The sequence below is a fragment of the Novacetimonas hansenii JCM 7643 genome (assembly GCF_000964405.1).
Lineage (GTDB): Bacteria > Pseudomonadota > Alphaproteobacteria > Acetobacterales > Acetobacteraceae > Novacetimonas > Novacetimonas hansenii.
The window spans coordinates 1-25,111 of the sequence record NZ_BANE01000044.1 but is presented as its reverse complement, the minus strand read 5'-3'; the positions used below and the strand labels follow the sequence as shown (position 1 = coordinate 25,111).

The following is a 25,111-nucleotide window of genomic DNA, read 5'->3' as shown; positions in this document are numbered from 1 at the left end:
TCAAGCTGCGCAAAACGGCCCAGCGTCGGGATCGATCCCCACGCATCCGCCTTGGGGGTCGGGGTATCAGTCATGCGCTCAGTTCCTGCGTTCTACCACGTAATTCACAAGGTCGCGCAGGCGATCTGCCTCGGACCCGAAGATATCGAGATGCGCCTCGGCCTGCGCCGCGATGCGGCGTGCCTCATGTGCGGCGCCCTCTACGCCAAGGAGGGCGACATAGGTGGACTTGCCGGCGGCTTCGTCCTTGCCTGCTGTCTTGCCGAGTTCCTCGGCGCTTGCAGTGGCGTCAAGCACGTCGTCCGCCACCTGGAACGCGGCGCCAAGGTCACGTCCGTAGGCCGCGATGCGTTCACGCAGATCCGGTGCCGCCTGTCCGAGGATCGCCCCGGCTTCGGCCGAATAGCGGATCAGGCAGCCGGTCTTGAGCGCATGCAGGCGCGCCACTTCCTCAAGCGACAGGGAACGGCCTTCGCCCTCCATGTCGATCATCTGCCCGCCCACCATGCCGGCGGCGCCAGATGCGGCGGCCAGTGTGGTGACAAGGTCGATACGCACACCGGCATCGCGATGGGTCGCGGGATCGGCCAGGATGCCGAACGCCATGGTCTGCAACGCGTCGCCCGCCAGAATGGCCGTTGCTTCGTCAAACTTGCGATGGGTGGAGGGCTGGCCGCGACGCAGGTCATCATCATCCATCGCCGGCAGGTCATCATGCACAAGCGAATAGGCATGCAGCATTTCGACAGACGCGGCGGCGCGATAGGCCCCGGCCTCCTCGACCTTGAACATGCTGGCCACCTCGGCCACCAGATACCCACGAAGGCGCTTGCCCCCGCCAAGCGTGGCATAGCGCATGGCATCAATCAGGCGGGCTTCGCCGCCATTGACCGGGGCCAGCAGGCGATCAATCGTGTGTTCGACCGCTTCGGCCCGCGCGGCAAGGGAGGCGCGCAGACGGACCATACGGTCCTTGCCGTCTTTTTCGGGCGAGGGTGCTGTTGTTTGGCTCATCTGACGCATCAATCCATAGATTTCGTATCCAGCGAACCATCGGCACGCTGGATGATCGCCTGAACGCGGGCCTCGGCCTCGTTCAACCTGGTCTCACAATACTGGCGAAGGGCAGCGCCACGCTCATATGCCTTGATGGCATCTTCCAGCCTGAGCTGACCGCCTTCCAACTGACGGACAATGCCTTCCAGTTCGGCAAGCGCATCCTCGAAGGAAAGGGAAGTCAGGTCATCTGTCATCGGCATGTCACACTTTCATCGTCATGGTGGCGCAGGAATTACAACTTTGGGCGGCCTTCTGCCAAGGGGACATATCACGCGATTGTCGCCAGATTGCTTGGTAAAGGTTACAGCATCTTGCATGGATATCTGCCCACGACAATGCCAATCCATTAAAAACTATTTATTTACAGTGTCTTGCTTGCGTCGAATGACAAAAGACAGGGTGCCGCCCTCTTCACCGAATGCGATGAGCGCATGCCCGGTCTCCCGACAGAAGGCCTGAAAATCGGCAACGGATGCACGATCGGTGGCCATGACACGCAGGCGACCACCACCAGGCATGCCACGCAATATCCGGTTTGCCTTTAACACGGGGAGTGGACATGTCAGTCCGCGTGCATCAAGTAGGATTTCGTTCATGCCACGTCTGTTCCTTTGACACGGGGCCCATCCCCGGCATGTTGGGACTGGGCGGGGTTTGAAATCTGACCAGGTTCGGATCATAAAAGAAAACAAGCCATGGATGTAATCATGACGCACGAAAGTAGCTGCTGATGGGGCCTTATCGTATCGGAATCGATTTTGGTGGCACCAAGATCGAGATCGCGGCCCTTGGCCAGGACGGGCAGGAGCTGGTCCGTCGGCGCATTACCAATCCCGGCAATTATAGTGGCGCCATTCGTGCCATGTGTGAACTGATCGCGGGCGTGGACCACGAACTTGGCGGTCAGGGTACGGTGGGAATCGGTATTCCCGGCTCCATCAGTCCCGACACGCATGTTATCAAGAATGCAAATGCCACATGGCTGAATAACCAGCCCCTGCACAAGGATATGACCGAGGCCCTTGGCCGCGATGTCCGGGTGGAAAATGATGCGAACTGCTTTGCCCTGTCCGAAGCCATTGATGGGGCGGGGCAGGGGTACAAGACCGTGTTTGGCGTCATTATCGGCACAGGCATGGGGGCGGGCATTGTCACGGACCACAAGCTGATCATCGGGGCGCATCATATCGCGGGGGAATGGGGGCATGTCCCCCTGCCGTGGCCGCGGCTGGAGGAATTCCCCATGCCCAAATGCTTCTGCGGCAACGAAGGGTGTATGGAGCGTTTCCTGAGTGGATCGGCCCTGGCGCAGGACTGGAAAGGTCCCGGGCACCGCAGCGCGGGCGGTATTGTGGAGGCGGCGGAAGGTGGCGATATCACAGCCATCGGGGCGCTGGACCGGTACATGGAGCGCATGGCGCGTGCCTGTGCGCTGGCGATCAACTTTCTTGACCCTGATGTCATCGTGCTTGGCGGTGGTGTGTCCAATATCAAGGACATTTATGACCGTGTGCCCCCGATGATGCGGCGGTATGCGATCACCCCCAATTGCAACACCCCCATCGTCAAGAATGTCCATGGCGACAGTTCCGGCGTCCGGGGTGCAGCGTGGCTGTGGAACACCCCGTAACATAATCCCGGCCTGTCCCCCCACTCAGAACCGGGAGAAAAGGGGCAGGCCCCCGGCACTTAGTTCGTATCACGTCCCCGGAAATCGGTGGCGATGACATAAAGTTCACTGGATTCCTTGCGGCTGGCTGGTGGCTTTGCATGCCGGACCTGCCCAAAGGAATGTTTCAGCGCCTGAAGCATCTGCTTTTCCGCCCCTCCCTGAAACACCTTGGCAATGAAGCTTCCCCCTGGTGCGAGAATCTGGGTCGCGAAGTCCAGTGCCAGTTCGGCAAGGCCGATGATGCGCAGGTGGTCCGTCGGGGCATGTCCGGTGGTATTGGGGGCCATGTCGGACATCACCAGGTCCGGCGCACCGTCAAGCAGTTCACGCAGGCGTTCTGGCATGTCGGGATCGTTAAAATCCCCCTCGATAATTGTGGCGCCCGGCACCGGGTCAACCGGTAAAAGGTCCACGCCTATGACGTGGCTTGCCCCCCGTTTTACCGCCACCTGTGCCCACCCACCGGGGGCGGCGCCAAGATCAACCACGCGCATGCCCGGCCGGATCAGGTGAAAACGGTCGTCAAGCTCTATCAGCTTGAATGCGGCACGTGAACGCCAGCCCTGTTTCTGTGCCGCCTGCACGTAAGGGTCGTTAAGCTGCCGTTGAAGCCAGCGATGCTGCGCCGTGGTGCGGCCGCGCGCCTTCTTGACGGTCACGGTCTGGTTCCGGGCGGAACGGACAGCGCCGGAATCGGCACTGGACAGGGTTTCGCCAGGGGTCAGGCTGCTGGAACGTGATTTTCCCGGAATTCTGGGTTTAGGGTCTGCTGGTCGTCGTTTCATGTAAGGGACCGTTCGTCGGCCTCAGCTTGTGCCGGACAGGAGAAAAGGATGAAGGTACCGGCTGCAAAGCGATACGCGAACTCCTGTCAATCATGCGCAAAAGCATGCCATCACGCAATCCTCGATCCGCCACGACCACTTCGGGCACCTGCCATGCCTGCTGGATTGCCTCGAAAATCGCGCAACCCGCCATGATATAGCGCGCACGGTCAGGGCCGATTCCCACATGGCCGGACAACCCCGCCCGATCCATGCCATTCAGTCGCCTGATCACCTTCAGCGCCTGCGTCATCGACAGGGTCGCGCCGTCAATCATGGACCGGTCATAACGGACCTGTCCCAGCGCGACACTGGCCAGCGTCGTTACTGTACCGCTGGTGCCCATCAATACGACATTGCCACATGCAATTTCACGCCGGATGCAATGTACGTCCTCAAACGCCTCCAGCTGCGCACGGACCATTGCGACCATGTGCCGGTATCCCCCGGGCGTAAATGCCGAATCGCCAAGCTGTTCCGATATGGTGATCACGCCCATCGGCAGGCTCAGATACCCGATCAGGGACTGCCGCGCGCGGGCATGGTCTGTACGCACCCATGCAATTTCCGTCGATCCGCCACCGATATCAAACAGCAATGCACGTTCCCGCAGGGGGGAGAAGCGACCGTCATGCAACAGCGAGGCGCAACTTGTCAGCGCCAGTTCCGCTTCTTCGCGCGCGGAGATGATGGAAATGGACAATCCGGTTTCGTCGCGGATGCCATCAAGGAACGCCAGTCCATTTTCAGCACGACGGCAGGCTTCCGTCGCGATGGCTGTATATTTCTTCAGTCCGGCACGGCGCATTCGTAAGGCACATGCCCGCAGGGCGTCGGCCGTGCGGGCCATTGCATCCTGCCCAAGGCGTCCCGTGTGATGCAGTCCCTCGCCAAGCCGCACGACGCGACTGAAGCTGTCTATGACACGAAAGCCGCGTCCGGCAGGGGCGGCCACCATCAGGCGGCAGTTGTGAGTTCCCAGATCCAGAGCCGCGTACAAGGGCGCGGCGTACGGAAGACGCCTGAAATCAGACATCCCGAACATCTGGTGGCCTTGTCCCGGCACAGCGGGACGGGGAACGTCGTGGAGCATGCGTGCAATCCTTTGCCTTTCAAGGCATTCCATCATTGTGGGGACTGTCCTGCATTAAACGCAAGTCAAATATGTAATTGCATAAAAAGATCGAAAAAAGGTGGTTGCGCACCTCATGCACCGATGCTATCACCCCTTCACCGCAACGACAGTGCTTTCTACCTTAACAGGGTAGATCTGCTGGGGGATAGTTTAGCGGTAGAACTACCGGCTCTGACCCGGTCAGCCCTGGTTCGAATCCAGGTCCCCCAGCCATTATTTTTTCTGCAATGAAATCAATGTCTTATAGGCATGAAATAAGTGTTTGTAGAAAGCTGTATAGAACCTTAAGGTCGGTTTTCCGCTCTGTCAGCCATTTTCATGCAAATCCAGAATTACTGACCCACGCAAAGCCAGAGTAACCAGAACAGATATCCCCTGATATCATTTCGGGTGGAAAGCCAGTATCTAGCAATTATCCAAGGGCACCTGAGAGTGTCCTTTTTAATTCGCATAAACATGCGAATTAAGATGCATAATATCCTACAAAAAAATAGAAATATATTCAAAGGGGCATCATGTGTGTCTGTGCCTCTACAACGTCTCTTTTGGAATGGTTCCCACATAAAGAGATTTTCCATAATATAATTCATGTAGTATTTATTTTTCTATTTGTTTTTTCGTATAATAACACTGAAATCATAAATTTAATTAAGTAAATGCAAGCATTGTATCTATAAATTTTATCTCTTATAAGAAATAATATGATCTAATGGTTTTTTATTTGCGTATGGAAGTATTAATGATTTATTTTGATGTGAGATTTTAAGCACTACGGCAGAAATATGTTTCGCCTGTCTTCAGAAAAAACCAATATTATTGAGAGGATTTTTCCATTGTTGATGGGCGATAAATTCTGGAGGCATGGGGTGTCCAGTCGACATATGCTCTGGACTTGAACAGTTCAAACCGTGCTGTCCAAACCGTCGTCGGGGGGAGGAGAGACTATCCCACCGTAACCGGCAGTACCGGCAGGAAATGTGATGTATCGTGCTGGGGTTCCACCAGTTCGGTCCACACGCCGCGCCGCATGATCTCTGCAGAGCGGAAGCGCGATTTGTATGCCATCTTGGGGCTACCCTTGATCCAGTATCCTAAATAGAGGTGTGACAGCCCCATCATGCGGACACGCTCCACCAGATACAGGATGGCATAAGTACCAAGGGACCGTCGTGGCATATCAGGATCGAAAAAGGTATAGACGGCCGAGAGCCCGTCTTCGACCCGGTCCAGCAGGCTGACACAGATCAGTTGGCCGCTATGGTCACGGAATTCGATCATGAAGGTCCGGATGGGCGTATCTTCGATCATGTTACGGTAATCGGCCGCATTCATGCCTGCCATGTCGCCATTGCCATGTCGTGACAGTTGATATCGCCGGAACAGGGCGAATTGTTCTTCTGTGGCACGGGGCAGGACATCCATGCTGAGCAGTTCGCGGTTACGGCGGAAAATACGCTGTTGCGTGCGATCGGGGCGGAAGCGGTTGACCGGCAGGCGAATGGGCACGCAGGCGGTACATCCGGCGCAGACCGGCGCATAGGCGATTGTGTGGCTGCGGCGGAAACCAGCACTGGAAAGCCGATTATGAAGCTGTTCCGCCTGTGGGCCGGTAATATCGGTAACGACCTTGCGCTCCATACGCTCCGGCAGATAGGGGCAGGGCATCGGCGCAGTTGTATAGAACAGTTGCGGATGCCGTGGTGATGTATAGGTCATACGGGTTCACCAGCAGTTCACGATGCCCGTTTTCATTCCCTCCATCGGTTAAAAATACCAATGCGCAGGGATGGGAAAACAGAACGATGGCCGTGATGATAACGTATCTTTGGCTGGATCGCATTACAAACCGCAATGCCGACGCGATCACATCTCTTTCGCGTCGGTATCGGGGGGGGGGCAGATCAGCCTTCGAGCAGGAGCCGTGCGGCATCAAGTGCGAAATAAGTCAGGACCCCATTGGCGCCCGCACGCTTAAAGGCAGTCAGGCTTTCCAGGATCGTGCGATCACGGTCCAGCCATCCGTTCTGGATCGCCGCCATGATCATCGCATATTCACCAGATACCTGATAGGCGAAGGTCGGTACCGCGAATCTTTCACGCACTTTCTGGATGATGTCCAGATATGGCATGCCGGGTTTGACCATGACCATGTCGGCACCTTCATCAAGGTCAAGAGCAACCTCACGCAGGGCTTCGTCGCTATTGGCAGGGTCCATCTGATATGTCTTCTTGTCCCCCTTCAGCAACCCGCCAGATCCCAGTGCATCACGGAACGGGCCATAGAATGCACTGGCATATTTGACGGCATAGGACATGATGCGCGTGTCGTGCATGCCCTGTGCGTCAAGTGCCTGACGGATGGAACCGATGCGCCCGTCCATCATGTCCGATGGTGCGATGATGTCGATCCCGGCTGCCGCCTGGTTCAGCGCCTGCTGGGTCAGGATTTTCACGGATGGGTCGTTGATGACATATCCGTCCTCGATCAACCCATCATGGCCGTGGCTGGTATAGGGGTCGAGCGCCACATCGCCAATCAGGCCGATTTCCGGGAATTCACGCTTCAGCAGGCGTGCCGCACGGCACATCAGGCTGTCGGGGTTCAGGGCTTCGGTCCCTTTTTCATCACGCAGTTCCGTCGGCGTGATGGGAAACAGGGCAAGGGCAGGGATATCAAGCTTTGCCGCAGGTTCCACATGGGCGGCCAACCGGTCGAGGCTGACGCGGCGCACGCCGGGCATGGAGGCGACATCGGTGACGCTATCCGTGCCTTCGGTAACGAAAATCGGCCAGATCAGGTCATCGGTCGTCAGCGTGGTTTCGCGCACAAGGCGACGGGTGAAACTGTCCCGTCGGTTACGTCGCAGGCGGGTATGGGGAAAACGACCGATGGTCATGAAATGCAGCCTCCTGAAAAAAGCGGCCCGAGTATGGAACCGGGCCTGTGTGATGCCAAATTATGATGCGTTAACCCGCAGGACATGAAATCCGGTGCGTGCCCTATGCATCGTCCTCTTTATGTCCTGCGTTGCTGCGGCCCAGGACACTGTTGCGATGTCCGTAGCAGAGGTAGATCATGATCCCGACCGCCAGCCATATGATAAGGCGGACCCATGTCAGCCCGTCGAGCGAAGCCATGACGGCAAGGCATGATACGATGCCCAGCACCGGGATGACATATCCCCCCGGCACGCGAAAGGCGCGGGTGCGGTCGGGTTCATGCATGCGCAGCATGATGACGCCCAGGCAGACGATGGCAAAGGCCAGCAATGTGCCGATGGAGGTCATGTGCGCAAGCTGGTCGATGGGCAGGAACGCCGCGAAACTGCCGGTCAGCAGCATGAAGAACAGGTGTGAATAGGCGGGCGTCTGGCGCACGGAATGGGTCACACTGAAGATCCGCGGCAACAGCCCGTCGCGTGACATGGCGTAAAAGACCCGGCTCTGTCCCAGAAGGAGTACCAGCAGTACCGATGTAAACCCGCAGATGACACCAATCTTCACCGCGACCTTCAGCCAGCCGAAAGGTGTCTGGTCGATGGCCGTCGCAACGGGGGCCGCATCGCCCAGCATGTCCTTGTAATTGACCAGCCCTGTCAGCACGAAGGAAAACAGCACATAGGCCAGCGTGCAGATCAGCAGGCTGCCCAGGATGCCAATCGGCATGTCACGGGCGGGATTGCGTGTTTCCTGTGCAGTGGTGGAAATGGCGTCAAACCCCGCATAGGCGAAGAAGATCGTCCCTGCCGCGCGCATCACGCCAGAAAAGCCGAAATGCCCGAATTCCCCGGTATTGGGCGGAATGAAGGGGGTATAGTTCGCCACCTTGATATAGGGCAGGCCAAAGCCGATCACAGCCGCGATGATCGCCAGCTTTATGACCACGATAACGCCATTGACCCGTGCGGATTCAGAAATGCCGCGTATCAGCAGCAAGGAAATGGCCACGATGATGAAGGCGGCAGGCAGGTTGATCAGCCCATGTGCCTGCGTCCCATCGGACAGCAGTACCGTTTCAAACGGGGAGGCGGTCAGGCGCGGGGAAATCCCGATCCCCCAGCCCGCAAGCAGCGATGTCACATAGCGTGACCAACTGACGGAGACGGCGGCCGCCCCGACTGCATATTCCAACACAAGGTCCCACCCGATGATCCATGCCACCAGTTCACCAAGCGCGGCATAGGCATAGGTATAGGCGCTGCCGGCGATCGGGATCATGCTGGCGAGTTCGCTGTAACACAGCCCGGCAAAGCTGCATGCAATGGCCGCCAGCAGGTAGGACAATACGACCGCAGGCCCCGCATTGGTGGAGGCGGCGATCCCGGTCAGGGAGAACAGGCCCGCGCCGATCGTGCCCCCCACGCCCAGCGCGATCAGGTTGACCGGCCCCAGCACGCGTTTCAGCCCCCCGGCCGAGGAGGCTTTGACCGACACGTCCTGCCGCCGCAGGAGGGATGCAAGGAAACCACTGCTTACGGTGCGTGTCATGCGCGATATTTCCCGTCAATCGGGACACAGGAAAGGATCAAATCAGGACGCTCCGTCATTTTGGCGTTGTCTAACCGCCACGATATGGCACATAGCAACGCTGTATCCATGCCCTCTTGCACAAGGAAGGCATCAGCCGTCTTTAGACGATGGAGAATTATAACGGTGTCGGACCCTATGAACCAGACAGGCCTGAAGCAGTTTTTTCGTGCCCCCCTCAGCGAGGTCGATGCGGATGTCGCCAATATCATCGAGGCGGAGAAAATCCGTCAGCGCGACGGCATCGAACTGATCGCCAGTGAAAACATGGTGTCCGCCGCCGTCATGGCCGCGCAGGGCAGTGTCCTGACGAACAAATACGCCGAAGGCTATCCCGGTCGCCGCTATTACGGTGGCTGTGTGGAGGTGGACAAGGTCGAGGCCTTGGCCATCGAACGCGTGACGAAGATGTTCAACGCGCAGTTCGCCAATGTGCAGCCGCATTCCGGCGCAAATGCCAACCAGGCGGCATTCATGGCGCTGGTGCAGCCGGGCGATACCGTGCTGGGCATGAGCCTTGCCGCAGGTGGCCATCTGACCCATGGCGCGGCCCCGAACTATTCGGGCAAGTGGTTCAATGCGGTGCAGTACGGCGTGCGTCAGGAAGACGGCCTGCTGGATTACGAGGAAATGGAACGCCTGGCGCGTGAGGCAAAGCCCAAGCTGATCGTGGCGGGGGGCTCGGCCTATCCCCGCATCATCGACTTCGCACGTTTCCGTGCGATTGCGGATGAAGTCGGCGCCTTCTTGATGGTGGACATGGCCCATTTCGCCGGGCTTGTCGCGGCGGGACTGTATCCTTCGCCTCTTCCGCATGCCCATGTCGTGACCAGCACAACGCACAAGACCCTGCGTGGTCCGCGCGGTGGCCTGATCCTGACCAATGATGCCGATCTTGCCAAGAAGATCAATTCAGCCGTTTTCCCCGGCCTGCAGGGGGGGCCGCTGATGCATGTCATCGCCGCAAAGGCCGTGGCCTTTGGCGAGGCCCTGCGTCCCGATTTCATCGAGTATCAGAAGGCGGTTGCCGACAATGCCCGTGTGCTGGGTGAAACGCTGGTGGAACGTGGGTTTGATATCGTCACGGGCGGCACGGATTGTCACCTGATCCTTGTTGATCTGCGTCCCAAGGGTGTGACGGGCCGTGCCGCCGAACGCAGTCTGGAACGTGCGGGCATTACCGCGAACAAGAACGCCATTCCCTTCGACCCTGAAAAACCTGCCATCACGTCGGGCATCCGCCTCGGCAGTCCGGCTGCGACGGCACGTGGTTTCCGCGCGGCGGAGTTCCGTGAGGTCGGCCTGATGATTGATGAAGTGCTGAGTGCGCTGGCAAAGGGGGGCGAAGATGGCTGCCCGAAGACGGAGCAGGACGTGCATGCACGTGTCAAGGCGCTGTGCGCGCGTTTCCCGATCTATTCCTGATCGGGTCTGATGCGTTATCCGCCTGCGAAGGTTTGTGGATAACGTCATGACGTGACTGTCGGGCGCCGTCTTTTTCCATGAAGGCGGCGTCCTTCAAAGTGTTACGGTCAAAATCCACGCCAGATTACGTCTCGCGATACCGGGTTTGGGGCTGTAGTGCCTGCCGCCCATCACGGGACATGCCGTGCAAGGCGCAGCGCGGTCTGCCCCCGGCCCGGTCGCAGGTTGGGCATGACCAGCATGCAGTCGTCATAGGGCGTACGTATTTCGTCATCGCCATCGCGCGCCAGCAGCGTGCCACGCTGTGCGATGATATCCCCGCCGCAGAACGGCGAGACAAAGGTAAAGCGCGAGGACTGCGCACGAACAAGGTCCGTGACCACCATGCATCGCATGCGCGGTGTAGGCGGTGTTTCGGCGATTGTTTTTTCGACCTCCCATGTTTTTTGGATATTCCCTGTCAGGAGGCAGGACGGGCGCAACAGGGCACGTACGGCCCTGCGCGCGGTATGCAGTGTTTGCACCTGCCAGTGCTGCCCTGCTTCCAGCAGGCATGCGCGTGCCTGCGTATGGGGGGAGGAAAAACGTGCAAAGTCGATCAGGCGTGTGCCATCGGCATGGCCGTCATCTGCAACAATCAGTTTCGTCGCACCGATCTGTTGCGCAAGGGTGATGCCGCGCGCAGCCCGTCCCGACAGGATCAGCGGCCTGCCGGGCCACAGCATGGAATGCAGGTCCATCAGAATGTCCGCCGTGTGGATGACCGGCAGGATCTGCCGCGCGCGGTCGAGTTCATGCGAAGACCGTGCGCCATGCAATGTGTCTTCGGACCAGACACGATTCATGTCTTCGTCAATGAAGCGTGAGGCCACCGGACGTTCGGGATCAAACTGTGCCAGCGCCCCAATATTGGCGAAGATGACAGACAGTCGCCCTGTGGCGGGACGTATGCGCGCACGCAGCAATTCGTCCATTACGATTGCGCCGGTATATTCATTGCCGTGGATCAGGCACACCACCACGACATGTGGTCCGACACGGCGGCTTTCGAAATGCATGACGCCGGGAATGCCGCAATTGCCCTCGCGCCATGCGGACAGGTCGGGGGGAGGAACCTCGACCTTGAACCGTGGCAAAGGCGCAGGCGGGGGGGGCAGTGTTTCCATGAAGACGCCACGACGGCGCGTGCGTATCGGGACGGCGTCCACAGGGGGAAGGTGCTTCATGCGGGCAGCATGTCCCGTACAGCAGGGCAGCACGCACCTTCAGGATGCCGGTGGGGACGGAGGCGAGGGGTCATGGGGCAAGTTTATCGCCTCGCCCACGGCCTGCAATCCATGGCACGTTCATTTATACGCCAGCATCACGCGTGCTTTACGCAGGCAGATTGCGCTGCGGGAATTATTCAGTGGGACTGATCCAGTCGGGATTATGCGGGGGGATCGATTGCCTTCAGCCGCGCGCCAGTCACGCGTTCGATGTCCTTGAGCAACAGGCGCTCTTCTGGTGCGCAGAGTGACAGTGCGCTTCCCTGGCGGCCCGCGCGCGCCGTACGCCCGATGCGATGTACATAAGCCTCAGCCTGGCGGGGAATATCGTAATTGACCACCAGCATGACATCTTCCACGTCAATACCCCGTGCCATCACATCCGTTGCGATCAGGACATGCAGCTTGTGATCGCGGAAATCACGCAACGTACGTTCCCGTCGCGCCTGCGTGTGTTCACCATGCATGACACCGCATGTCATCTCCCGTCCCAGAGCGTTTGCCAGGTCATCCGCCTGCCGCCGGGTTTCGGTAAAGATCAAAACACGCCGCGACGGGTGGGTGGACAGGAAAGACACCAGCGCACCCAGCTTGTGTCGGGGGGGAATGAACATGACCTGCTGGCGGATACGTGGTGGCGGGGCATCGGCGGTGTCCACCTTCACCCGCACTGGCCGGTGCAGCAGCCTGCGCCCCAGATCGACAATTTCGGCAGGCATGGTGGCGGAAAACAGCAATGTCTGGTGCGTGACCGGCAGGCGGGATGCGATGGACATCATGTCGTCGATGAAACCAAGATCGAGCATCCGGTCAGCCTCGTCCACCACAAGGGCCGTCGTGGCATCTGCCACCACCGCACCATCGGATAACAGGTCCACAAGACGTCCGGGCGTGGCGACAAGGATATCCGCGCCCGCCTCCAGGTCGCGCACCTGCCGCGCCCTTGGCACGCCACCGATGGTCACCACCACCTTCAGGCCGGTGCCTTTCGCACATCCGCGCCATGCCCCGCCGGTCTGGTTGGCCAGTTCCCGTGTGGGGGACAGGCAGATGATGCGTGCCACATGGGGGATGCGTTCATGTGGCGCCCCAAGCAGACGCTGCGTAAGGGGGGCGGCAAACGCGATGGTTTTGCCGGTGCCGGTCGGGGCGATGCCTTCCACGTCCCGCCCGGACAGAATCGGGGGAATGGCCTGTATCTGAATGGGCGAGGGAATGCGTACCCCCATGCGCGACAGGTTGTCCCGCACGGGTGCCGTAAGGCCGGTTTCAACAAAGGAGGCGCAGGGATCTTCGGTCATCGCGCCAAGCCATACAGTGCTTTGCCCCCCCAGGAAAAGGGAAAGGGATTGACGTTGCGATTCCCGGTGCGCCAGATGCATGCCATGACGCCCCCACTGATGCCCCCCGCCGATCCCACGGCCGGTGTGATCGCCGAAGATTTTGCCGGCATGAAATCACAGGCTTTCGGCCTCGCGCGGCGTGCGGGGCTGACCCCCGTGCTCTGCCCGGTCATGGTACGCCCCGGCTGGCGTTATCTGCCTGCATCATGGTGGCCCATGCCCCTGCGTGCCATCCGTCCGTTGCAGATGCCCGCAACCTGCATGGGGCCGTCGGGCGTGATGATCAGCATCGGTGGCACGGGGGGGGCGGTTGGCGCGGCCATGCGGGCACGCGGTGGCCGGGTGGTGCAGATACAGAACCCGCGCATGGACCTGCGGAAATTCGACCTGGTGATCGCCAACCGTCATGACGAGATTTCAGGCCCGAACGTCGTACTGTCACGCACGGCGTTGCATGGTGTCTCCCCCGAATGCCTTGCGCAGGCCCGGCGCGTATGGGCGCCACGCCTTGCCCACCTGCCACGCCCTTTGGTCAGTGTCCTTGTCGGTGGGGGGAATGGGCGATTCCGGCTTGGTGCGGCGGAGGGGCACGCCCTTGCCGCGCAGCTCGGGCGGATGATCGACTGCGACGGGGTGGGCCTGGCGCTGACCCCGTCGCGGCGAACCGGTGTGGAGGTCAGGGAGATCCTGTCGCACCACCTGTCGCCCAAGGGGGCATGGGTGTGGGACATGGAAGGGGAGAATCCCTATCTCGGCCTGCTTGCCTGCGCGGACGCCATTGTGGTGACGGCGGACAGTGTTTCGATGATATCAGAGGCCGTGGCGACGCAGGCGCCGGTCATGGTCGCGGCGTTGCCGGGGCGTTCGCGTCGGATCGGGCTGTTCATGCAGGACCTGACACAGGCGGGACGTATCCGGGTATTTGACGGGCGCATGCGTGACTGGCCGGTTGCGCCGCTGGATGACACGCAGGCTGTCGCGCAGGAAATGCGTCACAGGCTGAACCTGAAATGATCTGCGAATAATGCGTGTTTCCAGCAGGCAATTATGACATAAAACAGGCATGCTCGATATCCGCACCTATGACGCACGCACTGGCGGCAATATCGCCTACAAGGCATTTTCCCATCCCCTGGCGGCGGAGCGTCTGGCGGCGCTGGTGCGGGTGTTCCACGATAAGGGGCCGGTTGCGATCTATGACCCGGCCGGACATGCGGCTACCCTCCTTGCGCTCCTGCCGCAGGAAATGCGGATTGAGGGTATCTATGTCCATGATAGCGAGAAGGTGGGACAGCCAACGGCCTGTGGCCTGACCCGGGCACTTGCCGATCTGCCGCAGGCCCCCGTGCGGGCTGTGTGGGCGCTGGATTTCGAACATGAACGGGTCTGCACCCGGCTGCGTGATATCCTGCCTGCGGGGGTGGAAATCTTCACGCTGGCGGATGCCCGGTTGCCTGACGGGATGCTTACTGTCGCGGGGACCTATCTCAATCGCCTGAATTTCGCGACAAATCATGCATTTTTCCGCGATGAAGGGGGGCTGTCCACCCGTCTTGTCACCACCAATTACTGGGCACGTTATGGCGCGGGCGAAGTCCGGTTATGGCTGCGCCTGTTCGGTCAGGATGGCCATCCCCTTGCAAGCTGGGTTGAAGGCCCCTTCGCACCAGAACAGTCAATCATTGTGGAGAGTGCGCAGGTCCGGCGTCGTTTTGGCCTTGGCGCCTTTACGGGCCAGCTTTTTATCCATGTCCTTGGGGTGGCGGGACATGATGTTGTCAAATATGCGCTGGAAATCCATGGCGATGATGCCAGCAATACCCTGTCCGTCACGCATGATGCCAATGCCTGGCCTGCCGAACGCTATGCCAACCTGCCTGCGCCCCGCCAGGGGGAACAGGTGATCCTGTGGGTCCAGAACAGTCATGCGGTGCCTGTTCCCGCCAACGCCATGGCGTTGGGACGCATGGGCCATGATACGCGGGTTCCCATCGACCGGCCCCTTGGCCCATATGAAACGGTGGGGGTATGCGTAAACGAATACCTGCCCCACGCCGCATGGCCTGAGCAGCTTGAGTTCCATGGCGGTTATCATGTGGTGCGTCCGCGCTATGAAATCCGGGCGTCTAGCGGCACCCGCATTGCGCATCTGAATGTAGAACGCAGCGACCTTGGGCATGATCCCGGGATTGCCAGCCTGCCATCGCGTTTTTTCGGGCGGGGCTATCTCCTGCCGTTCCCGGTGCCCGATCCTGCGCGTTACCGCACGACACTGCAACCCGCGCCCATGTCGCATGCGCTGGAGACGATGCCAGTGCGGATCGACTGTTTTGACGAGGAGGGGCAACCGTCAGGTTCACGTTTTCTTGGGTGCCTGACGCGTGGTTTTGAGATGGCGCAGGACCTGTCCGACATCACCGGGCGGGCAGGGCATGGGGAACTGGTTTATGACTTCCGTGACGGGGGGCATGCGGATGGCTGGCTGCATGCCCTGATACGGTATGAAGATCTGATGACGGGACATGTCGCGGAAACCAGTTTCGGGGCGCATATCTTCAACACGGTCATGACCTATCGCAACGAACCGCAATCTTATTCCGGGCCACCACCGGGGTTGACGACACGTCTTTTCCTGCAGGCTGGTGCGGGACATGCGCCAAGTTTCTGTCATCTTATCTATCCTGTGTCGGGCGCATGGCATGACAGATCTTCTACCGTGCTGGTCCTGCATGACGAAACGGGCCGGAAGATAGGGGAAAGGCAGGTCAGCATTCCCGCACGTGGGTCGCTGACGCTCTGGCCACACCTGATTTTCGGGCAGGATGCCATCGATCGCACGGGGGCGGGTGGATATGTCATGATCCGTGACCAGTCCTGCCGCCTGTTCGGATATCATGGACGCCTGCGCGCGGATGGCGTGTTTTCGCTGGACCATATGTTCGGGTTCTGAAGACCTGCCCGTGCAGGCTGCTGTATACAAGGGGCTGTTTTCAAACAGTGTCCCGATGTTGCGCGCCTGGCGCGGGGCTGGGTATCGCGCTTTTCACGTAACCCCGCCATGCCCGTGCGTTTCTTACCGGACTGTGATCGCCACGATAGAGTGATGAAATCACAAAGGGATGATACTGAAATGACCGATTCACATACGCCTTCCGCTACTGAACACCTGCAGAAGCTGGCTGCTCGCGGGCAGCATGAACCCAAGCTGCTGACCCGTGAGGAAGTCATCATGCTTGCCGCGCATGTTGGTAAGGAACATGCCGGTATTGAAAAGGACATCGCCAAGAAGGCGGAACATAACCCGGAGGGCGTGACGGCAGACGAACTGCGGGCGCTGTGCCTTCACATCCTGGGTGAAAAGAAGGTCCGTTAATCCGGGCTGGAATTGATATGGCCCGTCCCGAAACAGGGGCGGGCCGCACGACCTGTCCGGTCACTGACGCATAGAGGCGGGAAGGGGTTATATAAGAAAAAACGGGACATCGCTCTTTTGGGCGAGGTCGTGCGAATCTTTTATGAAAACAAGATTCACCAGAAATTTCTGTTTTATAGGGGGAAGGCCGGATGGTGGGTGCGACAGGGATTGAACCTGTGACCCCCGCCGTGTGAAGGCGATGCTCTACCGCTGAGCTACGCACCCATCCGTTCGGTGAGGTGTTATTAGTCGATCCTTTGATGGGATGCAAGCACCTGAAGACAGGATTTTTTATCTTCGTACAGGGCGGCGCAAACGATAGGCGAGGGCTTCGGCAACATGACCCTGCTCAATCTCTGCCACGGTTGCCAGATCTGCGATCGTACGCGCCACGCGCAACAGGCGGGTATAACCACGGGCCGACAGATGCAGACGTTCGGAGGCCATGACGGCATAATCGCGTGCTGACGCCTGAATGGGGAACAGGTCGATACCGGCTTCGGCGTTGCGCAGGCCGTCCTGCCGGTTGCGCTGCCGCGCATAGGCCGCCTCAACCCGTTCGGCCACGATGGCGCTGCTTTCCCCACGTTCAAGCCCGGCGATCTGCCCCAGGGGTACGGGTTCGACGCGTACATACATGTCCATACGGTCCAGAAGCGGGCCGGAAATGCGGGCCTGATAATCCTCGCCACAACGCGGCGCCTTGCGGCATTCCTGCGCGGCATCGCCAAGATATCCGCAACGGCATGGGTTCATGGCGGCAATGAACTGAAAACGGGCAGGGTAGGTCACGTGTGCTGCCGCGCGGGCGATTGTGATGGAACCGGTTTCAAGGGGCTGGCGAAGGGTTTCCAATGCATGGCGGGAAAATTCTGGCAGTTCATCCAAAAACAGTACGCCCCGATGTGCGAGGCTGACCTCGCCGGGGCGTGCGCGTGCGCCACCACCACCCAGTGCCGCCTGACTGGTGGAGTGGTGCGGGTCGCGAAAAGGAGGGCGCATAATCGGATGCCCGTCCGATAGCAGGCCGCTGACGCTGTGGATACGGCTGACTTCCAGGATTTCTTCTGCTGTCAGGTTGGGTAATATGCTTGGCAGGCGTGCGGCCAGCATGGATTTCCCGGCCCCTGGTGGGCCGGACATCAGCAGCGAATGCCCGCCGGCTGCTGCAATTTCCAGCGCGCGCTTCGGACTTTCCATACCGCGTACATCTGCTAGGTCGAGAGTGGGCGTACCGGATGTGTCCCGCCCAAGGTCGGGGAGTTCAACAGGCGTCAGGATCTGCTGGCCCCGAAAATGATTGACAAGGGCAGGGAGGCTGTCCGCGGCGAGGATGTCCATCGCGTCGCTGGCCCATCGTGCTTCGACGCCTTGTGCGCGTGGGCATATCAGACCCAGCGAAAGATCATGTGCGCTCATGCCCGCGGACAGGACGCCGCATACGGGATTGATGCCACCATCAAGCGAGAGTTCACCCAGTGCCGCATACCGGCTCGCCATATCATAAGGAACGACCCCCATGACACAAAGTAGGGCGAGGGCGATGGGCAGGTCGAAATGTGATCCTTCCTTGGCGAGGTTGGCCGGGGCCAGATTCACGACAATGCGCTTTGCCGGCAGCGCCAGCCCCATGGCCGAAAGGGCCGCACGCACACGTTCACGGGATTCCGCGACGGCCTTGTCTGGCAGGCCGACGATCAGGAATGATGGCAGCCCGGTGGAAAGTTGCACTTCAACCTTAACGGGTGTGGCATCAATGCCACAGAACGCAAAGCCGTGAATACATGCCAGCAACGTGTCAGCCATAGGTCAGAATTCAATCCGTCAGTAAGTCAGGATTTCATGATGCCGGAATGCGACGCAAAGCGCCAATGCCCATCCAGACGGACATACTTGTTGGCATAATATATATTATAGAACATAAGGCGCAGACCGGACGGGGGCGCATTGCGGCGTGCTGCAACGTGGTTTCGTATCCGCCATGTCCGGCCCCAGCCATCATGAATTCCCGGCGCCACGTCCCTGACATGGCGCCCATGGCATGGCGTTGGTGATCTTTGGCAATCAGTTGCGAATTCCTGTAATGGTTCGCACACGTTCCAGGATACTCATCCCCGCCTGGGTAAAGGTCTGCTCACTGAACCGGGTACAGACATAATCGCGCGCCTGCTGCCCCATGTCATGGAAACGTTCCGGTTGCGACAGTGCCCGGATCAGTGCATCCGCCAGTGATTGGGGATCTCGTGGCGCGGCGCGCCAACCGGTCCTCCCCTCCTGCACCGAATATCCCATTTCCCCGACAGTTGTGCCAAGCACCGGCAGGCCACCCTGCATGGCCTCATGCATTGCGACGCAGAACCCTTCCCAGCGTGACGGCTGTATATACATATGCTGCGACGCGATGAAATCGCGGGTATTGGACACAAAACCCGGAAACCGGATCATATCGAGGCCATGCGCCCTGCACCGTTCCTCGATAAAGGCACGGTGGTTTCCTTCGCCACATACGGTAATTTCATATTGCGGCAGGTTATGCCCCGCCTTGCGCACCAGTGCCAGAGCGGCACAGAGATCCCCATATCCCTTTTCACGCGACAGGCGACCCAGCGACCCGATCCGTATGACTTCCCCCTTGCGCCACGGCTGTGCCTGCGGGGCCGTTGGGGTTGCATAGAAAATGGGCCAGCACGCCAGTCGGTCGCGCGGAATGCCAAGTATCCTGTGCGTTTCATCGGTTACGAACTGTGAATCCCCGACCCAGAAACATGAGAGCCGACGTTGCGCCAGCAGGAGGCGTCGATTGGCAGGTTTGGGATTTGCATTGTGCTGCCAACTGACCACGGGCCAGCGATGGCGCGTGCCGATCAACTGCCCCAGCAGTGTGGCACGGATCAGCGAGGTCCACAGAAGATCGGGCTTCCATGCAGTCAGCGCCTGATTGAGCCATCGCAGCGTCTGTAACTGTTGTTTTTCCCCCGCCGGACAAATTTCCACCTGAAGTCCGGCCTCTTCCAGTCGGGAAAGTGCCAGGCCGTCGCGTCGTGACAGGGCGAAGACCGCAACTTCGTGTCCTGCCTGACGAAAGACGGAGGTGATGGCAGGAACCGGGAAACATGCGCCGCCACCCTCAAGGGAGTTTATGATATAGGCAATGCGCATTATCCGTCAGGTTCCGTCAATATATTCAGGGATGGGCGGTTGTAGCTAAAGATAAGGCGAAAAAACAGTATCTGATGTGCATGTCCGCGCATCCCCCTGCCCGCCTCCTATGGGCCTGCCATGTCGGACGCCGGGGGAAGCCGGCATCATATCAACAGGATCAGGCAGTTCTGAAACTCGGCACAGCGTTATGTGACGTGGGTTTCATGTCATGCCCCCGCAAGGGTTTTGATCTCTTGCCTGCGCAATGGCGGGCATTCCCGTTGGGGCATCTGTTGGATCTGCGTATTCATGATGGCCCCGATTTTTGAAATTCCATCATATTTTGTGAGAGGGCTTCTCGCCGTAGTCTTTAATAGTCTGTGGTCGCTTTCGGGGGGGCAGATGTGTTAGGGAGCGGGCAATCCCGTTCCTGCACCTGTCCCGACCCGAATATCAAGGCGTGTTTCGCTATGTCCGAAGTTACTTCCCCATATGCCAATCCCGTTCGGGAGGCCGCGTCGGCAGCGGCTTTGACCGATGACGAACGCACCCGCATCCTTGCCAAATCGGCGCAGTTCGCACCGCCTTCGGCCGTACTGCCGGACGGGCGTCGTGAACTGGTGGGACTGTCGCGGGAGGAATTGACGGAAATCCTTCTGGAAATCGGGGAAAAGCCATTCCGTACCAAGCAGTTATGGCACTGGATCTATCATCAGGGGGCTACCGATTTTTCCTGCATGAGTTCGATTGCCAAGCCCCTGCAGGAAAAGCTGGCGGAGCGTTTTGTCATCAGCCGCCCACAGGCTGCCACTGTCCAGACGTCGAGTGACGAGACACGCAAATTCCTGTTCCGTTTCCGTGACGGGCAGGAGGCGGAGACCGTCTATATCCCCGACCGGCGCGAAGACCGGGGTGCGGTGTGCATTTCATCGCAGGTTGGCTGTACGCTGTCATGCACCTTCTGCCATACCGGCACCCAGGGGCTGGTACGCAACCTTGGCGCGGCGGAAATCGTGGGGCAGTTCATGGCTGCGCGCGACAGTTATGGCGAATGGCCCAGTCCCCGGGGGGAAACGCCGCGTCTGTTGTCCACCATCGTGCTGATGGGCATGGGAGAGCCACTGTACAATTACGAAAATATTGCCAAGGCCATGAAGATTATCATGGATGGCGAAGGGATCGGCCTGTCGCGGCGGCGTATCACCCTGTCCACATCCGGCGTCATTCCGATGATGGACCAATGCGGGGATGAACTTGGCATCAACCTGGCGATTTCCCTGCATGCCGTTCGGGACGACCTGCGTGATGAACTGGTGCCGCTGAACCGCAAATATCCCATTGCCGATCTGATCGCCGCATGCCGCCGTTACCCCGCCGCCAGCAATGCGCGGCGTATTACGTTTGAATATATCATGTTGCGTGGCGTGAACGACAGCGAGGCCGACGCCCGTGAACTGGTGCGTCTGATTGCGGGTATCCCGGCCAAGGTCAACCTGATCCCGTTCAACCCGTGGCCGGGCAGCCGGTTTCAGCCCTCCACGCGCGAACAGCTCGACCGGTTTGCGAATATTGTCATGGATGCCGGGTTCGCATCCCCCATCCGCATGCCGCGTGGGCGTGACATCCTTGCCGCATGCGGGCAGTTGCGCACCGAAAGCCAGCGTGCCCGTCGCCAGCCCGCCCCCACCACGGATAATGCCTGAGCCCGTGCCTGCGTGCATGGCTTTGCGGGGAGGTTGATAAAACCTTTCCTCGCTGCTGGTCGTGGGCGCTTTGGGATGCTAGGACGGCATGCTGCCGACAGGGTGGTCGGCAGGGAAAATTATCAGTTTTGTCGACAGGAGACCTCTCCCCATGGCCGCCAAGGACGTCAAGAAGGTTGTGCTCGCCTATTCAGGCGGTCTCGATACGTCCGTGATTCTTCGATGGTTACAGACCGCCTATGGGTGTGAGGTCGTAACCTTTACCGCCGACCTTGGTCAGGGCGAGGAACTGGAACCCGCACGTAAAAAGGCCGAGATGTTCGGCGTGAAGGAAATTTTTGTCGAGGATCTCCGCGAGACATTCGTCAAGGATTTCGTCTTCCCGATGTTCCGGGCGAATGCGCTGTATGAAGGCCAGTACCTGCTAGGCACCTCCATCGCACGCCCATTGATCGCGCAGCGCCAGATCGAGATTGCGGAACAGGTCGGTGCGGACGCGGTGGCGCATGGTGCGACCGGCAAGGGCAATGATCAGGTCCGTTTCGAGTTGGCCTATTACGCGCTGAAGCCGGATATCACCGTGATCGCCCCATGGCGTGAATGGGACCTGACGTCGCGCACGAAGCTGCTTGCCTTTGCCGAGGAAAACCAGATCCCCATCGCCAAGGACAAGCGGGGCGAAGCCCCCTTCTCCGTCGATGCGAACCTGCTGCATTCCTCGTCCGAAGGAAAATTGCTCGAAGATCCGGCGGTCGGGCCGGACGAGATCGTTTTCCAGCGCACAATTTCCCCAGAGGCCGCACCTGACAAGGCGACGGAAATCACGATTGATTTCGTCTCCGGCGATCCGGTCGCGCTGAATGGGCAGGCCCTGTCGCCTGCAACGCTGCTGGCGCGCCTGAACGATCTGGGCCGCATGAATGGCATCGGCCGGCTGGACCTGGTGGAAAACCGGTTTGTCGGCATGAAGTCGCGCGGCATCTATGAAACGCCGGGTGGGACGATCCTGCTGACCGCGCACCGCAGCATCGAGAGCATTACGCTCGATCGCGAAGCGATGCACCTCAAGGACAGCCTGATGCCCCGCTATGCGGAGATTATCTATAACGGTCTGTGGTTCTCGCCTGAACGGCGCATGCTGCAGGCGTTGATCGACCAGAGCCAGCATTCGGTCAGCGGTCGCGTGCGGCTGAAGCTGTACAAGGGCAACGTGATCTGTGTTGGCCGTGAAAGCCCCAACAGCCTGTATGACACCCGCGTCGTGACTTTCGAGGATGATGAAGGCGCCTATAATCAGGCCGATGCACAGGGTTTCATCCGCCTGAATGCGCTGCGCCTGCGTCTTGGTGCCAAGATTGGTCGTCGTGGTGGCGCCCTTTGAGGTTTCCTACCGTTCATCCCTATTCCATCAACCGAGGTGTCATGAAACGTTTTTCACGCGTCATTCCCTTTCTTCTGGCGACTGCGCTGGCGGTACCGCTGGTGGCATGTGGCGGAAGCAAAAAAGAAGATGAGCCTGAACTGACCCCCGCACAGTTCATGGCGAACGTGAAGACGCAGCCCGGCGTGAAGGTCCTGCCGGACGGACTGGCCTATAAGGTCCTGAAGTCAGGTCCTAAGGACGGGGCGCAGCCGACCGTCAACGACAGTGTCATGGTCATCTATGAAGGTCGCCTGCCAGATGGCGGGATCTTTGACAGTTCGGACCAGCATGGGCATGGTGCCTACATGCAGATGCCGCTGGAAATGGTCATCAAAGGCTGGCAGGAAGCCGTGCCCATGATGCATGTCGGCGATGTCTGGATGCTTTATGTCCCGCCGGAACTGGCTTATGGGCATAAATCAATGGGCATCATCCAGCCGGACAGCCCGCTGATCTTCAAGATCCAGCTTCTGGGTGTTTCGCGTTCCCATTAAGGGGGCGGTTGCGTAATCCTGAGCTAGAACAGAAAGCGGCACCGGGGGCGTATCCCGGTGCCGTTTTTCGTATCCCTTCCCTGCCCACGGGGGTATCGTGACGCATGCTGACTTTCCCGGATATGTTTCGCGTTGCGAAAGGTATGGTTCTCTTCTGTGCGGGGGCATTTTTGCTGTCGGCCTGTTCGGGCAAGCACGAAGGGGCGGCGCGCTATCGCACCAATTGCGGTATCTGCCATCATAATGGCGAGGGCATGAAGGGCGAGATTCCCCCCCTGATCGGGCGGGTGGATGTAATAGGCGCCACGGCGGAGGGGCGACATTATCTGGCGGATGTCCTGCTTAATGGTCTGAATGGTCCACTCGACATCCGGGGCGTGCATTATAATTTTTCAATGCCGTCATTTCGTAACCGCCTGTCCGATCATGAAATTGCGTCTATCCTGACCTACCTTGCCGCGCGTGGGGATTCGGAGCGGCCGCCGGTGTTTAGCGCCGATGAAATCGCGGCCGTGCGGGCGCATCCCCTGCCCACCAGCGCAGTGGCCGAGGAACGACGCCGCCTTGATGAGATTCATCGCCTTCCCTGATATCAACGCGCTTGACGACCATACGGCAAAGAGCGGAAAACAGCGGGATGCGACGCATATTTTCCGGCATCCAGCCGACTGGAATTCCGCAGCTTGGCAACTATCTCGGTGCGATACGCAACTGGGTTGGGCTGCAACGTGACAACGAATGCATATTCTGCCTTGTGGATATGCACGCCATCACCGTCTGGCAGGACCCGCAGGCCCTGCGCGAACAGACGCTGGCACAGACGGCGGTGCTTCTGGCTTCGGGCATTGATGTGCAGCGTCACATCCTGTTCAACCAATCCGCCGTGACGGCGCATGCGCGCCTTGCATGGATATTTAACTGCGTGGCGCGTCTTGGATGGTTGAACCGTATGACGCAGTTCAAGGACAAGGCGGGCAAGGATCGTGAAAACCATTCAGCAGGGCTGTATGTCTATCCCGACCTGATGGCCGCAGATATTCTGACCTATAAGGCAACGGCGGTGCCTGTTGGGGATGACCAGCGCCAGCATCTGGAACTGACCAACGATATCGCGCAGAAATTTAACCATGATTATGGCCAGGATTTTTTCCCGATCGTGGAAGCATTGATCCCACCGCAGGGCGCGCGGATCATGAGCCTGCGTGACGGCACGAAAAAAATGTCGAAATCCGATCCTTCAGCCCAGAGTCGGATCGAGATGACAGATGATGCCGATACGATCATGCAAAAGATCCGTCGTGCCAAGACCGACCCGGAACCGCTGCCCAGCGAGGAAGCCGGTCTGGAAAACCGTCCCGAAGCCCGCAACCTCGTGACGATCTATGCCACGTTGCAGCAATGCGGAATTCAGGACGTGCTGGACCAGCATGGTGGTGAAGGATTTGGTCCCTTTAAAAAGGCATTGGCCGATGTGCTGATCCAGCATATCGCCCCCATCGCAGACGAGACGACCCGTCTGCTGAAAGAGCCGGGTTTCCTGCGTGATACGCTTCGTGATGGCGCGCGGCGGGCTAATGTAATCGCTGAACCCATCGTGGCTGAGGCAGAGTCCCTTGTGGGTTTTCTGAAATAAGGGGTTGTTTGAAAACAACTCATTGATAAAAAACAGGAAAAGTTTTTGG

The 25,111-nt window shown here is 59.2% G+C and carries 22 protein-coding genes and 2 tRNA genes; 11 read left to right on the top strand and 13 right to left on the bottom strand.

What is annotated here, in order from left to right; translation table 11 throughout:
* Positions 1-78 precede the first annotated feature (78 nt).
* From B7G66_RS02955 to B7G66_RS02945, 3 genes are all read right to left on the bottom strand, one after another.
* A complete protein-coding gene (locus tag B7G66_RS02955; protein ID WP_003620236.1) occupies positions 79-966 on the bottom strand; it encodes a polyprenyl synthetase family protein in 888 nt (295 codons plus the stop codon).
* Positions 967-1,022: 56 nt separating this feature from the next.
* Positions 1,023-1,253 carry an exodeoxyribonuclease VII small subunit gene (locus B7G66_RS02950; protein ID WP_040511981.1) on the bottom strand — a complete coding sequence of 77 codons (231 nt, stop codon included), beginning with the start codon at positions 1,251-1,253 and terminating at the stop codon, positions 1,023-1,025.
* A 159-nt stretch (positions 1,254-1,412) separates the two neighbouring features.
* Positions 1,413-1,655, bottom strand: a complete 243-nt coding sequence (locus B7G66_RS02945) for a sulfurtransferase TusA family protein (protein WP_003620233.1) — start codon at positions 1,653-1,655, stop codon at positions 1,413-1,415.
* A gap of 134 nt (positions 1,656-1,789) precedes the next feature.
* Between B7G66_RS02945 and B7G66_RS02940 the strand changes: the two genes are divergently transcribed.
* Positions 1,790-2,689 (top strand): ROK family protein, encoded by a 900-nt coding sequence (locus tag B7G66_RS02940; protein WP_003620232.1) that lies wholly within the window; start codon positions 1,790-1,792, stop codon positions 2,687-2,689.
* A 59-nt stretch (positions 2,690-2,748) separates the two neighbouring features.
* On the opposite strand, the gene B7G66_RS02935 is transcribed toward B7G66_RS02940, so the two are convergent.
* A complete protein-coding gene (locus B7G66_RS02935) occupies positions 2,749-3,516 on the bottom strand; it encodes an RlmE family RNA methyltransferase (protein WP_040510821.1) in 768 nt (255 codons plus the stop codon).
* Positions 3,491-4,648 carry a Ppx/GppA phosphatase family protein gene (locus B7G66_RS02930; protein ID WP_231105634.1) on the bottom strand — a complete coding sequence of 386 codons (1,158 nt, stop codon included), beginning with the start codon at positions 4,646-4,648 and terminating at the stop codon, positions 3,491-3,493. The genes B7G66_RS02935 and B7G66_RS02930 overlap by 26 nt, the downstream gene beginning before the upstream one ends.
* A gap of 181 nt (positions 4,649-4,829) precedes the next feature.
* Between B7G66_RS02930 and B7G66_RS02925 the strand changes: the two genes are divergently transcribed.
* Positions 4,830-4,903, top strand: a tRNA-Gln gene (locus B7G66_RS02925).
* Positions 4,904-5,632: 729 nt separating this feature from the next.
* Here B7G66_RS02925 and B7G66_RS02920 read toward each other — a convergent pair.
* The 3 genes from B7G66_RS02920 to B7G66_RS02910 form a co-directional block, all read right to left on the bottom strand.
* A complete protein-coding gene (locus tag B7G66_RS02920; protein WP_003620229.1) occupies positions 5,633-6,406 on the bottom strand; it encodes an arginyltransferase in 774 nt (257 codons plus the stop codon).
* A 185-nt stretch (positions 6,407-6,591) separates the two neighbouring features.
* Positions 6,592-7,587: a porphobilinogen synthase gene (gene hemB, locus B7G66_RS02915; RefSeq protein WP_003620228.1), complete on the bottom strand. Its 996-nt coding sequence runs from the start codon at positions 7,585-7,587 to the stop codon at positions 6,592-6,594.
* 103 nt (positions 7,588-7,690) lie between these two features.
* On the bottom strand, positions 7,691-9,178 hold the full coding sequence (locus B7G66_RS02910) for an amino acid permease (RefSeq protein WP_003620227.1): 1,488 nt from the start codon (positions 9,176-9,178) through the stop codon (positions 7,691-7,693).
* Positions 9,179-9,355: 177 nt separating this feature from the next.
* Here B7G66_RS02910 and glyA point away from each other — a divergent pair, with 177 nt between their 5' ends.
* Positions 9,356-10,642, top strand: a complete 1,287-nt coding sequence (glyA, locus tag B7G66_RS02905) for a serine hydroxymethyltransferase (RefSeq protein WP_003620225.1) — start codon at positions 9,356-9,358, stop codon at positions 10,640-10,642.
* A gap of 170 nt (positions 10,643-10,812) precedes the next feature.
* Here glyA and B7G66_RS02900 read toward each other — a convergent pair whose 3' ends face one another.
* A complete protein-coding gene (locus B7G66_RS02900; RefSeq protein WP_048858839.1) occupies positions 10,813-11,868 on the bottom strand; it encodes a M14 family metallopeptidase in 1,056 nt (351 codons plus the stop codon).
* Between the two features lie 203 nt (positions 11,869-12,071).
* Complete coding sequence (locus tag B7G66_RS02895; RefSeq protein WP_040511979.1) at positions 12,072-13,211, bottom strand: DEAD/DEAH box helicase; 1,140 nt, start codon at positions 13,209-13,211, stop codon at positions 12,072-12,074.
* Positions 13,212-13,310: 99 nt separating this feature from the next.
* Here B7G66_RS02895 and B7G66_RS02890 point away from each other — a divergent pair, with 99 nt between their 5' ends.
* From B7G66_RS02890 to B7G66_RS02880, 3 genes are all read left to right on the top strand, one after another.
* On the top strand, positions 13,311-14,267 hold the full coding sequence (locus tag B7G66_RS02890; RefSeq protein WP_003620218.1) for a mitochondrial fission ELM1 family protein: 957 nt from the start codon (positions 13,311-13,313) through the stop codon (positions 14,265-14,267).
* A gap of 49 nt (positions 14,268-14,316) precedes the next feature.
* Entirely contained in the window at positions 14,317-16,203 is a 1,887-nt protein-coding gene (locus B7G66_RS02885; protein ID WP_003620216.1) for a hypothetical protein, read from the top strand.
* Positions 16,204-16,383: 180 nt separating this feature from the next.
* Complete coding sequence (locus tag B7G66_RS02880) at positions 16,384-16,626, top strand: hypothetical protein (RefSeq protein WP_003620213.1); 243 nt, start codon at positions 16,384-16,386, stop codon at positions 16,624-16,626.
* Between the two features lie 192 nt (positions 16,627-16,818).
* On the opposite strand, the gene B7G66_RS02875 is transcribed toward B7G66_RS02880, so the two are convergent.
* The 3 genes from B7G66_RS02875 to B7G66_RS02860 form a co-directional block, all read right to left on the bottom strand.
* Positions 16,819-16,893: transfer RNA gene (locus tag B7G66_RS02875), tRNA-Val, on the bottom strand.
* A 66-nt stretch (positions 16,894-16,959) separates the two neighbouring features.
* Positions 16,960-18,474 (bottom strand): YifB family Mg chelatase-like AAA ATPase, encoded by a 1,515-nt coding sequence (locus B7G66_RS02870; RefSeq protein WP_003620211.1) that lies wholly within the window; start codon positions 18,472-18,474, stop codon positions 16,960-16,962.
* A 258-nt stretch (positions 18,475-18,732) separates the two neighbouring features.
* The gene (locus B7G66_RS02860) at positions 18,733-19,827 is read right to left on the bottom strand and encodes a glycosyltransferase family 4 protein (protein ID WP_003620208.1); all 1,095 of its coding nucleotides are present in this window, start codon (positions 19,825-19,827) and stop codon (positions 18,733-18,735) included.
* A 452-nt stretch (positions 19,828-20,279) separates the two neighbouring features.
* Here B7G66_RS02860 and rlmN point away from each other — a divergent pair, with 452 nt between their 5' ends.
* From rlmN to trpS, 5 genes are all read left to right on the top strand, one after another.
* Positions 20,280-21,512 carry a 23S rRNA (adenine(2503)-C(2))-methyltransferase RlmN gene (gene rlmN / locus B7G66_RS02850; RefSeq protein ID WP_003620204.1) on the top strand — a complete coding sequence of 411 codons (1,233 nt, stop codon included), beginning with the start codon at positions 20,280-20,282 and terminating at the stop codon, positions 21,510-21,512.
* Between the two features lie 151 nt (positions 21,513-21,663).
* Complete coding sequence (locus B7G66_RS02845; RefSeq protein WP_003620201.1) at positions 21,664-22,893, top strand: argininosuccinate synthase; 1,230 nt, start codon at positions 21,664-21,666, stop codon at positions 22,891-22,893.
* Between the two features lie 41 nt (positions 22,894-22,934).
* Positions 22,935-23,429 (top strand): FKBP-type peptidyl-prolyl cis-trans isomerase, encoded by a 495-nt coding sequence (locus B7G66_RS02840; protein WP_003620199.1) that lies wholly within the window; start codon positions 22,935-22,937, stop codon positions 23,427-23,429.
* A 104-nt stretch (positions 23,430-23,533) separates the two neighbouring features.
* On the top strand, positions 23,534-24,019 hold the full coding sequence (locus B7G66_RS02835; protein ID WP_003620197.1) for a c-type cytochrome: 486 nt from the start codon (positions 23,534-23,536) through the stop codon (positions 24,017-24,019).
* 47 nt (positions 24,020-24,066) lie between these two features.
* Entirely contained in the window at positions 24,067-25,062 is a 996-nt protein-coding gene (trpS, locus tag B7G66_RS02830; protein ID WP_003620195.1) for a tryptophan--tRNA ligase, read from the top strand.
* Positions 25,063-25,111: the final 49 nt, after the last annotated feature.